The 14,694-nt window shown below is 55.3% G+C and carries 19 protein-coding genes and 1 tRNA gene; 11 read left to right on the top strand and 9 right to left on the bottom strand.

Features of this window, described 5'->3' with window-relative positions; genetic code table 11:
• Positions 1–225 precede the first annotated feature (225 nt).
• Positions 226–483: a hypothetical protein gene (locus GO988_RS17475; RefSeq protein ID WP_157567900.1), complete on the top strand. Its 258-nt coding sequence runs from the start codon at positions 226–228 to the stop codon at positions 481–483.
• Positions 484–1,282: 799 nt separating this feature from the next.
• Here GO988_RS17475 and GO988_RS17470 read toward each other — a convergent pair.
• From GO988_RS17470 to GO988_RS17440, 7 genes are all read right to left on the bottom strand, one after another.
• Positions 1,283–1,591, bottom strand: coding sequence for a YwqG family protein (locus GO988_RS17470; protein ID WP_157567898.1), 309 nt, complete (start codon positions 1,589–1,591; stop codon positions 1,283–1,285).
• A 206-nt stretch (positions 1,592–1,797) separates the two neighbouring features.
• Positions 1,798–2,046, bottom strand: a complete 249-nt coding sequence (locus GO988_RS17465) for a hypothetical protein (protein WP_157567897.1) — start codon at positions 2,044–2,046, stop codon at positions 1,798–1,800.
• Between the two features lie 65 nt (positions 2,047–2,111).
• Positions 2,112–3,425: a site-specific integrase gene (locus GO988_RS17460; RefSeq protein WP_157567895.1), complete on the bottom strand. Its 1,314-nt coding sequence runs from the start codon at positions 3,423–3,425 to the stop codon at positions 2,112–2,114.
• A 138-nt stretch (positions 3,426–3,563) separates the two neighbouring features.
• A tRNA-Leu gene (locus GO988_RS17455) sits at positions 3,564–3,645 on the bottom strand.
• A 24-nt stretch (positions 3,646–3,669) separates the two neighbouring features.
• Complete coding sequence (locus GO988_RS17450) at positions 3,670–4,218, bottom strand: iron-sulfur cluster co-chaperone HscB C-terminal domain-containing protein (protein WP_157567893.1); 549 nt, start codon at positions 4,216–4,218, stop codon at positions 3,670–3,672.
• A 92-nt stretch (positions 4,219–4,310) separates the two neighbouring features.
• Positions 4,311–4,598, bottom strand: coding sequence for a putative quinol monooxygenase (locus tag GO988_RS17445; protein ID WP_157567891.1), 288 nt, complete (start codon positions 4,596–4,598; stop codon positions 4,311–4,313).
• 391 nt (positions 4,599–4,989) lie between these two features.
• Positions 4,990–5,826, bottom strand: a complete 837-nt coding sequence (locus GO988_RS17440) for an SAM hydrolase/SAM-dependent halogenase family protein (protein ID WP_157567889.1) — start codon at positions 5,824–5,826, stop codon at positions 4,990–4,992.
• A 207-nt stretch (positions 5,827–6,033) separates the two neighbouring features.
• Here GO988_RS17440 and GO988_RS17435 point away from each other — a divergent pair, with 207 nt between their 5' ends.
• The 6 genes from GO988_RS17435 (at position 6,034) to GO988_RS17410 (ending at position 11,647) form a co-directional block, all read left to right on the top strand.
• The gene (locus GO988_RS17435) at positions 6,034–7,134 is read left to right on the top strand and encodes a PhoH family protein (protein WP_157567887.1); all 1,101 of its coding nucleotides are present in this window, start codon (positions 6,034–6,036) and stop codon (positions 7,132–7,134) included.
• A gap of 182 nt (positions 7,135–7,316) precedes the next feature.
• A complete protein-coding gene (locus GO988_RS17430) occupies positions 7,317–7,751 on the top strand; it encodes a GNAT family N-acetyltransferase (RefSeq protein WP_157567885.1) in 435 nt (144 codons plus the stop codon).
• Between the two features lie 50 nt (positions 7,752–7,801).
• Positions 7,802–8,377, top strand: a complete 576-nt coding sequence (locus GO988_RS17425; RefSeq protein ID WP_157567883.1) for a ComEC/Rec2 family competence protein — start codon at positions 7,802–7,804, stop codon at positions 8,375–8,377.
• A gap of 643 nt (positions 8,378–9,020) precedes the next feature.
• The gene (locus GO988_RS17420) at positions 9,021–9,593 is read left to right on the top strand and encodes a superinfection immunity protein (protein WP_198172866.1); all 573 of its coding nucleotides are present in this window, start codon (positions 9,021–9,023) and stop codon (positions 9,591–9,593) included.
• A gap of 9 nt (positions 9,594–9,602) precedes the next feature.
• Positions 9,603–11,141, top strand: a complete 1,539-nt coding sequence (locus GO988_RS17415) for a DUF4041 domain-containing protein (RefSeq protein ID WP_157567881.1) — start codon at positions 9,603–9,605, stop codon at positions 11,139–11,141.
• Positions 11,142–11,200: 59 nt separating this feature from the next.
• Positions 11,201–11,647: a hypothetical protein gene (locus GO988_RS17410; RefSeq protein WP_157567879.1), complete on the top strand. Its 447-nt coding sequence runs from the start codon at positions 11,201–11,203 to the stop codon at positions 11,645–11,647.
• Positions 11,648–11,693: 46 nt separating this feature from the next.
• On the opposite strand, the gene GO988_RS17405 is transcribed toward GO988_RS17410, so the two are convergent.
• The gene (locus GO988_RS17405; protein ID WP_157567877.1) at positions 11,694–12,263 is read right to left on the bottom strand and encodes a hypothetical protein; all 570 of its coding nucleotides are present in this window, start codon (positions 12,261–12,263) and stop codon (positions 11,694–11,696) included.
• 78 nt (positions 12,264–12,341) lie between these two features.
• Here GO988_RS17405 and GO988_RS17400 point away from each other — a divergent pair, with 78 nt between their 5' ends.
• Positions 12,342–12,563 (top strand): hypothetical protein, encoded by a 222-nt coding sequence (locus GO988_RS17400; protein ID WP_157567875.1) that lies wholly within the window; start codon positions 12,342–12,344, stop codon positions 12,561–12,563.
• Between the two features lie 28 nt (positions 12,564–12,591).
• Entirely contained in the window at positions 12,592–13,128 is a 537-nt protein-coding gene (locus tag GO988_RS17395) for a hypothetical protein (RefSeq protein ID WP_157567873.1), read from the top strand.
• A gap of 10 nt (positions 13,129–13,138) precedes the next feature.
• Here the strand turns inward: GO988_RS17395 and GO988_RS17390 are convergent, their stop codons facing one another.
• The gene (locus GO988_RS17390; protein WP_157567871.1) at positions 13,139–13,681 is read right to left on the bottom strand and encodes a hypothetical protein; all 543 of its coding nucleotides are present in this window, start codon (positions 13,679–13,681) and stop codon (positions 13,139–13,141) included.
• A gap of 167 nt (positions 13,682–13,848) precedes the next feature.
• Here GO988_RS17390 and GO988_RS17385 point away from each other — a divergent pair, with 167 nt between their 5' ends.
• Complete coding sequence (locus GO988_RS17385) at positions 13,849–14,271, top strand: hypothetical protein (protein ID WP_157567869.1); 423 nt, start codon at positions 13,849–13,851, stop codon at positions 14,269–14,271.
• 125 nt (positions 14,272–14,396) lie between these two features.
• The gene (locus GO988_RS17380) at positions 14,397–14,615 is read left to right on the top strand and encodes a hypothetical protein (protein WP_157567867.1); all 219 of its coding nucleotides are present in this window, start codon (positions 14,397–14,399) and stop codon (positions 14,613–14,615) included.
• Positions 14,616–14,694: the final 79 nt, after the last annotated feature.

Here is a 14,694-nt window from a genome sequence, read left to right as displayed (position 1 = left end):
TTTTGCACGGTCAATGAACATTTTTAGGCCCTTATTAAAGCTCGGTACGAGTGCGAGCTACAAAGCACGGGTAGACGCGGTCAAACCCTAGACTTTGTCCTCGATAGCCGCGAGGCCCTGAAGTAGCAGGACCAGGGCCGCAGCTCCTATACCTTTTGGGAATTCCTCACCGACCCGGTGTAACAAGCCGAGTCAGAAGCCTTAACTACGGCCACTTACCAACTGGTGCAGGAGCGGCAGTTGCCTGCCAACGATTTTCTGCGCCACCTGAGGGCCGAGCTATTCGAAGCCGCCCGTCTTGTGCGCGAAACCAACCTGTGCTTAGCCGAACGGTTCTATCGCCTCATCACCGACCACGAGGCCAGTCAGCGCCAGCGAATGCGGGCCGCTTACCTATCCATTAATCAGTTAGCCCTGCGAACTCGCGATACTGCTCCTACAGCCTTGGCTGGCTTCGTCGTGTTTTCCAGCGACCGCAGCTAGAACTCAGCTACGCCATAGCCTAATTTAACCAGGTTGGCCACTAACAAAGATGTCACCTCTAGTAGGGGGGCGTACCTGAGGGTGCACTATCCGAAGCAGCGGACGAGACATGAATAGCTTAGGGGTTATAGGCTTGTGAAGTAACTGATTACTTGTTACCGACATGGGACTCGGTACCTTTTTGTGCGTAAATAATCAGGAAGAATTTGATTTGGGTGAGCATGCCTGCATTGGCAACGATGGACTCAGTAGGTCCTTCTGCAACTTCATCTGCCACCAAGGAAATGCACGAAGGGAAACGGAGCTAAACCAATTGAGTAGACTGGCGGGAGGACGGGAGTAGATGTCGGGTTCATTTACGAGTTGGACTGCTACTCCATGGATAAAGACGTAGACTATCGCCTAGCAGTAGCCATCGATGAGCAGGAAAGGCAAACAATATGGCAAACAGCAGAAGCAGACTGCGCCAAAATGGCCGGTAACATCACTAGGGTTTCCGCTACAGTGGAAAGATTGCTTAGCAAGCTTTCTGCTATAGATGACTTGCCCATGCTGCTGAATTTGTATCAATACAATAGCCCTTACAATACCGCCTATTTCTCCAATTTTATTTGGATATGGACGACGGCTACATCGGCCACAGCTTCGGACAGGATTTGCGAAACTTTAAATACTTCCTGGACTATACCAAAACCACAGCTAGCACCACCATCTTCTTCGTGTATGGTTGAACCAGCCCTTTGAATCGGTTAAGCAATTACAAATACTACTAGGCACTGCAATCTAAAAAAGAACTGCCCTACCTGTTGCGGGTCGTAGAAAACGTAGACCAAACCTGAGTTGCCTCACATAACATAATACCTGCTTCATCTTTCGAATCAATTTGAAACAGGAGGGGTAGGCGTTGTCTAGCCGCATCAACGGGCGTAGCGCCTCCTTGTACCCAGGCAGGGTGCCCGTCCACTGTTGACTTAAAAGCCTGCTCGCCAATAAGCTGCTTCACGGCTTGATTGTAAGTTTCCCAAGGTTCCTCTTCATGAAGAGAACTAGCCAGCGTCCCCACTGTTGCAACTTCTGGATAATCATCTATCCCATCCCAATCAGGCAAAGTTTGAATAGTAGGTGAAGTCGATTTCACAAAACACCAGTTCAACCAGCGAGGCTGACCGCGCAATGACATGCGCGCGCTCCGGTGAAATAGTCGGATAAGTTTTGACCAACTAGCCCTCTTGGTCAGTATCCCACGGAAACTCCTCGAGTTGTAGAATAATTACACCAAGTCTATTCCATTCGGTAGCCCAGCGCCCTCGCTAGCTACTGCTTGCATAATGAAGTCCAGCGGCTGTCTCGTCTTAGTAGTCGGCCACACCACACTTCGCCAGTTTCAAAATAGGGCATCCCGCCAAAATGCGAGTGTAGCTGCGATTCGGCAAATGGCAGTTGTGCCTTCCGAGGCGTGAGCTTCGCGGCGGGTAGCAGCAGGCCGAGCAAGTTAACCAAGTCAGCCATTGTAGAAAGGCCGCGTTGCGGTAGGTCCGCCCGCTGCTGGTCGAGGTCACTCATGGCTGTGCTAAGTAGGCTTGTGATAAGCCACAATAATACTAGCCATGCGCGACCTCGACCACTGCCTAGGCTGCGGCCATCGCAGCGCACACCGCATTGTCCAGCACCGCAGCGGCCGGCGTGGCCGGTCCGTCCCCGGCGGCCCGCATGGCTTGGTGCTGCAGCTCTTCCACCACCTGGGCATACTTCATAGTGTTTTGAATTTTGGAGTGGCCCATTACCCGTTGCAGCACCGCCACCGGCATCCCACGCAGCAGGCTTTGCACTGCAAACGTGTGCCGGGCCGTGTGCATGGTCACTAGTTCGTGCAGCGGCACGGCCTCCTTCACCACTCGGCCGCCGGCCGTGCTTACCACTTCCACCAGCCGTTTCAACCCCGCTTGCTGCGTTATCTTCTTCAGATAGCGGTTCATGGGCTGGTTGGCCAGAACTGGCAATAGCTTGGCTCCGTCGCCCGAGCGCTCCGGCGCGGCGTAGCGGTCCAGAATATCCGCCGCTAATCGACTCAGGTAAATGCTCACAGTGGCCCGCGTCTTGGTTTGCACCAGCCGCAGCACTTGGTCGCCGTCGCCATTCGCACCTAAGGCGTGCAGGTTGCCGCCGTGCAGGGCTGCCACGTCGGAATAACGTAGCCCGGTGTAGCAGCAGAACAAGAACACGTCCCGTGCCGGCTCCAACGTGGCCGAGAGTTTTACCGCCGCTAGCGCGGCCAGGTCCGCCCCGCTCAGGTAGGTCTTGGCTTGGTCGGCGTAACGTACTTCCACCCGTTTCAGCTCCAGCCCCAGCGTCTGCTGCCGCTCATCCTGAGCGTAGCGCAAAAACGTTTTCAAGTCTTTCACCACCGAGTAAATACCATTGGCCCCTAGCCCGCAAGAGGTGCGCAAGTATTTCACGAAATCGTCGTGGGTAGCCCCATCGTAATTGGCCACGTTTATTTTCTTGCGCCGCCCCGAGGCCAGAAAAGTAGCCAAATGGTTACGAGCCGTGCCGTAGTGCCGCAGGGTGTTGAAGGCATACCCGCGCCCGCGCAGCACCTCAATAAAGGCCGTCATCGCTTCCACGAACCCTAGCTCGGGCACAATTGCGGTCGGATTAATTACCTCCCGTATCAGCGCCAGCGTCGGCGGAGTGCCCGCTGTGCGCAGCTCCCGGTAGCGCTTCTGCACGCGCTCCGCAATCGCATCTAGTACATTGTTGGCTTCCTCATAGCCCTCTTTCGCTTTCCGAAACCGCTGCTTGTCGGCATTCCATTCTTTAGCTAGGCATTTCTCGCGGGTGAAGCCCTGCAGCCGCAGCCCCTCAAAGTGGGCGATTATGAACACTGGGGCCAGTCCGTTCTTGTCGGTCTTGTCTTCCCGAAGGACAAATTTTACTGTCATTTTTGGTAGCAGATTTGGTAGAACAAATACGGCCGCAAATAGGAGTAAATACAAAAAGGGACGGACGCAAAAAGGCCCTAAAAACTGCTTTAGTGCACAACTAAGCAGTCTTTAGGGCCTTTTGTCTGTACTTCCTAGTACCCAGAGCCGGAGTCGAACCGGCACACCTTGCGGTAATGGTGTTTGAGACCATCGCGTCTACCGGTTCCGCCATCTGGGCAAACTATTCCGCTCGGCCGGTAACTCACGAGCGGGCCGCAAAGGTAGCCAATTGTTGGCGAAGCCGCAAGAGATAGCGCTTTTTTAGGTAATACGTTTTCACCTGCGCTAGCGCGGCGGGGCGATGGTCGGGAGGTAGACCCGCGTAGCCGGCTAGAACGGGCTGAATGCCAGCGTCGAGCGTATCGGCTAGAACGGTTACTTCCGTTGTAAGTTTTTCGGTGGCGTCTGGGTCGGGCCCGAACTCTAGCTCCATTAGCTGCTCGTTTAGGTCCATTACTTCCATCAAAAAATCGGAAGGGAGCTGATTTTGGGCACTACCTTCTTCTAAGAAACCGTGCTGGCCGAGGAGGTACGCCATGCGGCGGTCGGGATCGGCGAGGGTGCGGTAGGCGTCTGTGTTGAGGGTACTCAGGCGGAGGGCCTCGGCTTGAGCAGCGGGCGTATCCTGGGCGTGGAAATCAGGGTGCAGTTCGCGGCTAAGCTGGTAATACTTTGCTTTGAGGGTAGCTTCGTCGAGTAAAAAGGCCTCGGGCAAGCCATAAAAGGCGAAATAATTAGAAGAGTCAGGCATGGGAAAATACGGGGGGTAGGCCCGCGCTAACGAAGATTAGCTAGGCTATAGCGTACCGCGAAGAGGTGCTATGGGTTGGCAGGTTGAGGAAATTAGTTAGCTTTTACCACTGAAAAAGCCTCGGCGGGTGCCGCGAGCAGGCGCTTGGTGGCGGGCCACACCTCCCCAAACAAGGCCGAGTGGCGATAAGCGTTGAGAGCCGTGGCATCGGCCCAGTGGCTGTAAGTGCAGTAAATGTGGGGTTGGTCGGCATCTTGCCACAACTCGAGGTGCTGGCAGCCGGGCTGCTGTCGAATACGGGCTTCGGACTGCCGAAATAGCTGTAAAAACATGGGCACCTGCGCAGGAACCAAGGTGAGGCGAACAATACGAAGGAGCATGGGCAGCAAAATGGGGGGCGTAAGGTACGGCTAGCCACCAACTGCCTGCCCGAAAAGCACGCTTGCGTTTAACCTCCGCTACCCCCCGGCGTATAAGTGACCTTACCTTTTCTACTTGTTCATTTTATGACCCGTTCCTCCTTCCGCGCACTGTGGCTGGCCGCTCCGGCTGCGGTTGCCCTACTTGCCTCTTGCAGCAGTGAGCCCACTGCTACTAGCACCGAAAACACTGCCGTAGTAGTGCCCAAAGAAGCTAATGCGGCGGCCGATAGTGCTGCTGCGAAAGTAGATTCTACCGCACGTTAACCCTCGCCAGCATTAAGCAGTGCCCCGCTGTAGCCTTAGTGGCTGCGGCGGGGCACTGTTCGTTTGGTAATGCATCAGCAAAAGATTATTCGCCTTCAAACCGGACGTCCACCTGCGAGTCGAAGTATAGGCCTAGCAGCTCGCTGCCATTGCCCTGGTTGATGGCCACGCACAGGCTGCCTTGCGGGTTGAAGGTGCACACGATTTCGCCGGGTGGGGCGGCGGCAAAGTGCGGGCGCAGCTCGCGCACCTGCTCGCGGCCGAAATGCACAGTAGCCAGCCGGCCCCGCCCTACCACGTCCACGGCGGCCCGCGAGATGTTGGTAATTAGGTTGCCGTAGTGGTCTACGTGCACTACGTGGCCGGTCACGCGGTTGTCTTGCAGGCGCAACTGGCGGTTGGTGAGCATGTATAGCTCGGTGGTGGGTGGGCCTAGGCTAGCCAGGGCCTGGCCCTGGGCCAGGCGCACGGCGGCCGGAGCCAACACCTCGCGCGTGGGGTTGAGGGTAGCTAGGTGCGGGTTGATAGGGGGGGTAGGGCTAACCGCTACCTGCCCCTGGCCGGGCGGGTAGAGGCGCACCAGATTTTCGGGCACACCATCGCAAAGCAGAGACAGCAGGCCATTGTCGGCGGCCACGAAATAGTGGCCTTCGTGCTGGGCGGCGTGCCAGGCGGGGGCAGCCACGGCGCCGGCGGGGCTGGCGCCATAGTCACTCACCCCAATAAGGTGGGTAGTGCCCACCGGGAAGTCGCGGAACACGGCCCGCAGCACGTGCACGGCGTGCGCAATGTTATAAGGCTCGATGCCATGGGTGATATCCATCACCGGCAGGGTGGGGGCTAATTGCAGCAAACGCGCTTTGAGCGAGGCCACGTAGTGGTCGCGGTAGCCCAAATCCGTTAGTAGCGTTAGTACCCCCATGCCCGCAGTTGCTTGCTTTTTCGTAGTATTGTTAGGTCGCCAGTCGCTGAAACTGGAACGGCTGCAAAAGTAGTCCCGTTGTACTGGTTATCCGGCCCCGCCTAGCGCCGCCGGGCATGTAGTAAAAATGGTGCCAACCGGGCGCCACCCGCCGTTTAGGCACCGCAGTAGTCGCTTTTCCTTCCCTTATCCCCCTGCCTCCCTCGCTTGGTCGAAAAAGTCATCACCCTCGAAAACGTCTCCCTGGTTGAGTTCCTGGGGGCCGACAACCAGAATATCCGCCGCATTGCGGCCGCCTTTCCGGGCTCCAAAATTGTATCGCGTGGCAATGAAATTAAGATTCAAGGCCCTGCCGAAGTCATTTCACGCGTCAACGACATCCTCAGTTCGCTCATCGAGCACTACCACCAGTATGGCGTCGTGACGGACCGCGACGTGAACCTGCACCTCTCCGCCACCTCCGAAGAGGCCGAGAGCCGGGTACTGGCCGCCTCGCCCGACGTTATCCTGTTTGGGGCCAAGGGCGGCGTCATCAAGGCCAAAACCCAGAACCAGCAGAAGCTCGTGGACGCCGTGCTCAAGCACGACCTCACCTTCACGCTGGGTCCCGCTGGCACCGGCAAAACCTACATTTCGGTGGCGCTGGCCGTGCGGGCGCTTAAGAATAAAGAAGTTAAGAAAATCATCATCTCGCGCCCCGTGGTGGAGGCTGGCGAAAGCCTCGGTTTCCTGCCCGGCGACATGAAGGAGAAGGTAGACCCCTACCTGCGCCCGATTTATGATGCCCTGGAGGATATGATTCCGGCCGAAAAGCTGAAATTTTACCAAGAGAACAAGATTATCGAAATTGCCCCGCTGGCCTACATGCGCGGCCGCACCCTAAACAACGCGTTTGTGCTGCTCGACGAGGCGCAGAACACTACCCCCTCGCAAATCAAGATGTTCCTGACCCGCATGGGCCCGAGCGCGAAGGTGATGGTGAACGGCGACCGCAGCCAGATTGACTTGCCTACCCGCCAGAAGTCGGGCCTGATGCAAGCGCTTGATATCCTGAAGGGTATCCCCGGCATTGGCTATGTCGAGATGACGTCTGAAGACGTGGTGCGCCACCGCTTGGTGAAGGAAATTGTGCAGGCCTACGACAAATTTGACGTAGCCGAACAGCGCCGCGAGGCCGAGTTTAAGCAGCGCCGCCGCGAGGGCAACGAGCGTAACTACGGCCGCGACGATGACCGCCGCGACCGCCGCCCGCTGCTCGATACCTCCGACTCGGAGGAACTGCCCGTCAACCACGAGCAGGCGCTGTAGAGTAGAGGAGCCAGCATAAATTGACGAAAAAGAACGTCCTGCTGAGCTTGCCGAAGCATCTTGTTCGCCTCGTTGGAATAGTATTCCAATGGCGCGCGTGAGCTGCTTCGGCAAGCTCAGCAGGACGTTCTTTTCTTTGCAGGCAGCAGGCAAGCCCGCTGCTGTTCAAATCGAAAAAAGCCATGACCACCGTTTTTAAAATAACCGACCTGCGCGACCTCGACGCCGCCTTTACTATTCGCGAAGCAGTATTTGTAGACGAGCAAAAAGTGCCCGCCGATGCTGAGTACGACGCCCACGACCGCGCCCCTACCACCCGCCACTACTTGGCTCAGGTAGACGGCCAGCCCGCCGGCGCCGCCCGTTGGCGCCCCACCGACAACGGGGTGAAGATGGAGCGCTTTGCCGTGCTCGCTTCCTTCCGCAACCAGGGGGTAGGCGAGGCGCTGGTGCACCAAGTGCTGGCCGATGTGCGGGCTGAAGCCCCCGATGCCGCCCAGGTATACATGCACGCGCAGCTGCGCGCCATCCCGCTCTACGAGCGCACGGGCTTTCAAAAGGTGGGTGAGATGTTTGAAGAATGCGACATCCAACACTACAAAATGGTGCTGGGATAGGCTACTTATCTAATCAGCTATATTGCGCAGCTTTTTAGTAGCTATGCTTTATGCTGAATTGGTCAGCTGCTCCTTTTATTCGTCTGGCGCTGGCCTTCATCCTGGGCATTGCGGCCTACCTCTACCTCGGGCAAAACTGGGGGGGTAGCGCGGCGCCCTGGGCCGCCGGGTTGGCGGTGCTCTGTGGCTTGAGCTGGGCTTGGAGCCAGCGCCGCCCTACCCCCGCCGCTACCGATGCGGCCGGGGTGGTGGCGCTACTGGCCGTGGCCGCGCTGGGCTTCGCCCGCAGCCAAGCCGCCACCGAAAGCCGCCGCCCCGACCACCTCACGCACGTGACGCCGCGCGTCGAGTTTTACCGCGCCACCGTGGACGAGCCCGCAGTGGTGCGAGCCAACACCTTCGCTACCACGCTGCGCGTGCAAGCCGTGCGCGTGGCGGGGCGCTGGCAGGTAGCCAGCGGCGGCATCCGGGTGAGCCTACCCCGCCACGAAACCACTACCGCCGTGCCCACGCCGCGCTACGGCGATGTGTGGCTGGTGCAGGGTGCACCCGAGCCCAGCAAGGGCCCCGCCAACCTGGGCGAGTTCGATTACCGGCGCTACCTGCAGTACCACCAAATATTATAATATCTCATCCAATGCCTTGAAAAAGCAGTTTTTGAAAATATGCCCCCGGTTTTTTGCCCGAATCTAGTAAATTTGAGTAAGGAAAGGAGCTAGCCTGTGTCCTACAGCCAGTAGCAAAAAGTCTTTGTCAGATTGACTGAGGCTTTTTAATTATGTACCTATGAGCAGCACGAAAATTTATTCGTAGTCCTCCCAGTCAGACCAACGTACAAGCGTTGGGGCTCCTCTTTAATATCCCCATTATTATGCTGCGCCACGTGAGCTTCAAAGCCCGCGCTAGCTTTGGCTACATACAAATGCAGCGCTTTAAGGATTTTGACATTTCGACACGGCGCTATTTTGCCTGCCACCCGGCCACACCGAGGAGGACTATAAGGGTGTCTTAATATTTGATATTGAAGGCGACAGCATGGAGCTCAGTCTGCGTGATAGCCAGCAGGTGATTGCGTGGCCCATACCAGAAAGCCGATGGGAATACCTACACAATACTATTTGTGTGGTGGCTTACGCCGAGGAGATAATGGTGAAAGCCGTTCTCTTCTTTTGCTTGATTATAAGAACTGCTTGTTTGATTTTAAGAAAATTTGCATATTCATAGAACTCTGTGTAAGTTTCGGCTTTCCCACCTAAGTCTGAATACTTTATGATTGGAGTCTTTACTTCGTTACTACTAGACAGTGATGCTGGTGCTGCAATGGGTGGCTTCCTCATCCTACTCATAACAGGGGCACTCTATTTTTTGCCGACACTCATTGCGCGCGGTAAGCGTAACGCAACGGCTATTTTCTGGCTTAATCTACTCGGCGGCTGGACGGGGCTAGGCTGGCTTATAGCATTCATCTGGGCCTTGACCAAAGATACCGCCCCTGTGGCTGTAGCAGTGCTGTCTCCACCTGCTGCTGTAGCACGCATAGCGCCTGCTCCTGTAGCTACTCGTGTAGCTATGCCTGCTCCTGCTGCCACGCAGATAGCAACACCTGCACCCGCCGTCATGCAAGCAGTTTCATCTACTGCTACGCGAGCGACCACACTAACCCCGGCGCCGAATGACACCGCAGAATCTCAAGCGGCTATAATAGCTACCACACCAGCATCAGCCGTCGAGTCTATTGCTATGAGTGTGGCCCAAGAACTAGAGCGCTTATTCAACTTGAAAGAAAAGGGCGCACTTACGGAAGAAGAATACATCGCTCGTAAAATCAAATTACTTGCATAGCCTCAAAGCATGACAACAACTCTACTTCTAAGCCTACTCTGCCTAATTCTGGCAACTGTCGCCTATTTTTTCTGGAGAAAGGCTCAGCAGCACGTGGCCGAGCGCGATGCTACTGCCGCCGCGCGCGATATAGTTATTACAGAACGCGAAACCGCCCGGCAGCAGATTGCCGCCATTGAAGAGCGTTTCCGTCCCATTGTGGCCGCCGATACCGAAGCTAAACGCATCTTGGAGGCTGCTACTGCGGAACAGACGCGCATTGTGGAAGCAGCTACAGCCGAGCGTATACAGTTGGTGGAAACGGCTATGGCCGAGCGGACACGCATCGTGCGAGACATGGTCGATACTCGCAACCGCCTAACACAAACTATAGAAACCCTTATTCAACGGCAGCAGGCACAGCACGTTGAGCATGAATCGCTACAAGCACGAATTGATGAGTTACAAGTAGAATTTAACGCCTTAGATGAAGAAGCTAACCTTCAATCCTTCGGCTTCTACAAGCCTCGCTTTGACTTTGTCACATCAGTTGAGTACCAGCAAAAGTTAGAGTACACCCGCACAGCACAAAAAAACCTAATCATAGCGGGCCTGGCGGCCACTTGCTCCACTTCATGGACAGTGAATGGTAGTGAGACAGAAGGCCGTAAGCAAACGGCCCAATACCTCAAGCTCATTTTACGCGCCTTCAATGGGGAGTGCGACGCGGCCATTAGCAAGGTGAAATTTAACAACGTGCTGGTGATGGAAACGCGAATTCGCAAGTCTTACGAGGCCATCAACAAGATAAGCAAGTCGCAGTACAGCAGCATTGCCGAGTCCTATCTGGACCTACGCCTACGTGAGCTATACCTTGTCCACGAAGTGCAGGAGAAGCTTCAAACCGAGAAGGAAACTCAACGCCAGATTCGGGAGCAGATGCGAGAAGAGGAGCAGGCCCTGCGCGAACTGGAAAAAGCCAAGATGGATGCCGAGAAAGAGGAGCGACGCTTTGCTGAAGCTTTGCGAAAGGCCCAACAGGATGTGCAGAAGGCTACTGGTGAAGCACAGCAAAGACTACTTGCTCAGATTGAGGCACTAGAGCAGCAACTTACTCAAGCGCAACAGTTGAAACAGCGAGCTATTTCACAGGCTCAGCTTACGCGCTCCGGCCACGTGTACGTCATTTCTAATATCGGCTCCTTTGGGGAGGACGTATATAAAATCGGTATGACGCGTCGCCTTGACCCAATGGACCGGGTAAAGGAGTTAGGTGATGCTTCTGTGCCATTCCAATTTGATGTACATGCCATTATCTATTGTGATGATGCGCCAAAATTGGAAAACACATTGCATCGAATTTTCCATGATCGGCGTGTTAATCGCATCAATGAGCGCAAGGAATTCTTTCATGTGTCACTCACAGAAATAGCGGAGGCAGTGTTATCCAATCATGGAGCGATTGAATTCCTACATGAAGCTGAAGCACAAGACTATCGTAAAACACTGGCTATGAATTCAGAAAAAGTAGACATTAATCAGGAAGGTGCTAAAACTCTGTTTTCATAAAATGCAAATAGTGTCACACAAAAAGCCCCGCCACCACGGGGCTTTTTCTATATTTGTGCATGAAAAAACTTCTACCTATAATTTATTTGGTTGCCCTTTCAGGACTCATACAATCCTGTTCGCAAGTCCAATCCTATAGTGGCAGCGGCTACACGGCTCCAGAGCAGCCGAAGACGGCCGAAGAGCTACGGGCCGAACTCTTAGTCAGCGAACAACGTGCTCCCGAGGAATACTTGAGAACAGCGGGCACTTATCGTCGAAACTTCATTGACCAGTTGGTTTTGGAAGGTGATATTGCGAATACGGCTAGCTTAGCTACTTTCAAAGACCCAGTGCTAACCGTAAGATGGTACTCTAAAACCAAAACGGAGATAGATACCAAGCAGTATCAAATTTATGAATTGGTACGGGCACACCACACCACCCACTTCAAGCTCAAAACAGATGCGCCCGATTGCGTGGAGAGCGTATCAATGGGCGTTTTAGATGCTACACCCGTTGAGTAAAATTAGTAAGCCCCGCTCACCACAGGACTTTTTCTATACCCATCGCTCACGCAAATGCTACCCGCGTGCCCCCCGCACGGCCAGCCAAAGCGCGTACCCACAGGATGCATCCTGCCCCAAGGGCTGCCTGCGCCTGCAGGTCCGGCTGCTGGCCCAGCAGCAGGCAGCCCAGCGCCCAAGCTACCAGTGCGCCACCAGTCAGGTGGTGTATTGGGTTGGCAAACAAATGCGCCAGGGGGAAAAGGTGCAGCCCGACGACGATGACAATGGCGGGTACCATGTCCTGCCCGTACCCGAGCCGGGGCAGTAGCCAGCCCAGCAGAAAAATAGTACCCCACTGGGCGGCATTGACCCAGCCAAATACGCGGCCGTGCCGCTTCTTCAATGCTGCTTCTTCAGGACTCACGGGTGCCGTGGGTACTTGTTTAGCCCGTTGCAACACCCAGGCGCTGACGAAGAGCAGGGCAAGGGCACCTAGTACTACGCCCGCCTCGGTAAGTAGCGTCAGGTGCTGAATGCCGACCAGCCAGAGACTGAGCCACGCGGCCCCAAATAGGGTGAAGAAAATCGCGCCGGTGGCACGGCCCGCGAGTCGGTATGCGGTCGTAGGTGTCATGCCGTAAAAATAAGTGAGGCTTGCAGGTGGGTACAGAGAAAGCGACGCTTACCAAGGCGCTTTCTCTATATTTGTCCCATGCAGAAAATTACTTTCTACGGCTGGCAGGTAGGCATGCAGAAAGTGGCCTTTTCCTTTCTGTTGCGCGATAGGGGTGGGCTAAACATAAAAGAAGCGCACGAGTCCACGGTGCGCGTCCTGAACGAACAACCAGTCACGCTAGAAGTGTCAGCAGAGTTAGCACTTCAACTATTAGCGCAGGCCGAGGTACTAGGCGTCAAGTGTCGCTTAGAGTCGTAGCTTCGCCGCTCTCGTAACCCTCGTTTCTATGGTCAGTTCTCCCTTTATCCTTATCAATAAGAACGGCCGTCGCCCCCTGCTGAATACAGCGCAAATCACCGCTGTAAAGGATATAGACCTCTTATTAACTGACGCACTGCGGCGCTCTTTTTGGCAGTATCCACCTGAGCAAGAAATAGTCTACTTGGTTAGAGTAGAGCAACCAGATGGTGCTACCGACTTCTTATTTACCGCTGAGGCAGAGCGCACCGAATGCTTTGATAAGCTTATCGCTGCCATCTCGCCCAGTGCCGTGATAGACAGTGCCCCAGGCCTGCCCCATACTTGGCCAGAGTTAGCCCGTATGGTGCCTACTCCCAAGTATACACTCGAAGGCAAAGAGTACGCCACGAAAGCAGAATATAAGCAAGCGCTTGATGCTATGCTCAATCAGTTGGGGCAAGACCGTGCAGAATGGGCTCGGCGCAGTGCCGCCGTCGGGACGCATGATGCATTACTACTAGTATCTTCCCCCGAACCATCCGCGCCCAAGCCGCTCAGGAAGCCGCGCACACCCCGCCAGTAAGGGAGAAGGTTTACTTATTGGTCGCAGGTATCGGCAGCGGCTGCGCGAGGCGTGCCAGGCTGTCACGGCGGGCGGCTCGGCGCGCCCGCTTTTGCCGAGCTATTCGTACTTCCTCCATCCACTGACGGCGCACGCCATCTTCGCGGCGGTAGAAAGCTACCTCGTCTTCATAGGCTAGCATACTCCAGGTGGGCAGGACGTACTGCACCTGCTTAGTCGCCTCGGCATACTGGACTTCCCAGGCAGGCGAGAGGATGAGCACCGTATCAGCTAATAACACGGTGTAGCGCTCAGCAAGCAGCCGCTCCAGTACCGCTATTTGGGCACCGCCTTTGCGGAGGTAGGCCGCACTGGGAGTACGCTTATAGTGAAACATCTCCCCTTCGTAGACAACTGGCCTAGTGTATTCCTGCGGGTCTTGCTGATTGGCACGGGCATTCGCACTCATGGACCGGGCGGCACTAATCGCATTGAACACGGTAAGCGCACCTTGTGCCTGGGCATCAGGGACAAGGGTTAAGCCGAGTAGGCTTAGGAGTAACAGGTGTTTCATTATAAAGTAAGGATATACTCGGCGTATTTCCGTGCAAAGCTATTGACATACTAGCAATAAGAAAATCCAGGAATAAGCCTAAACTAAAAAACCGTTACTGTCGGAGCTTTTTTATAGCTGCCTCAGCAAATCTTCATCTGCTGAAACGTAAAATGCTGCCTTATTATATGCCTGTGGAGTCTGCCACGTTACCTATCTACTTCCAGAACGCAGCGGTCACGCTACGCGAGCACCCCGACGGCTACGTGGTGTTCGAGTACAAAGCGGGCAAGCGAGCATTCTCCGACTTGCAAGCGGTCCTGACGCACACGGGCAACCTGTTACATCGGCGGGGGTGGAATAAGATTCTCGGCGACCAGCGCCTGATGGCTCCCTTTACCGAAGAGGAAACCACTTGGATAATGACCTATTGGCTCGACCATAACCGACAGCGCCCTGGCGGTATTTACGCGGCGGTGTTATTGGCCAACGACGTGTTTGCCCGACTCTCGGCTACCCAGCTGCGCCACGAAGCCAAGGCCGCTGCCTTGACCTATCGGCTTTTTGAGGAGGAAGTAGAAGCTACCGCGTGGCTGGCGCAACTCGGGTAAGCCTCGCGAGTAGAAAAAAAGCCCCGCGGTAGCGGGGCTTTTTTTTATGTCTAATACCTAGTGCTTAACATGACTGTTCGCTTACTTGATTGCGTATCAAGCATTTTACCTTATATCCACTACCTATGCAGCCGCATCCACCCCAATTACCCATGAATGATGTGGCCACCACGGCGGGCCCTCGAAACTGGAAGAGAGGGGCCCTGCTGCTCTTTTGCGTGGTGGCTGGCATTGCTGCCCTCATTGCCTTTATGCTGCCCAAAAAGCGAGTTGAGGGCCGCAATGCTCCTCAGCCGACCGAGCATCGGTCCACATCCCCAGGCTTTAATAATCCAACGCGCTAAGCACGGCATCCGTTTCCAAAAGTCCCGCCCACCAGCGGGGCTTTTTCGTGCCCACCCCTCCGGTAGCCCTAGGAGCATT

The sequence above is a fragment of the Hymenobacter ginkgonis genome, assembly GCF_009755225.1.
GTDB lineage: Bacteria > Bacteroidota > Bacteroidia > Cytophagales > Hymenobacteraceae > Hymenobacter > Hymenobacter ginkgonis.
Note: the sequence above shows the minus strand (reverse complement) of the source record. Positions and strands in the feature narration are given on the sequence as shown.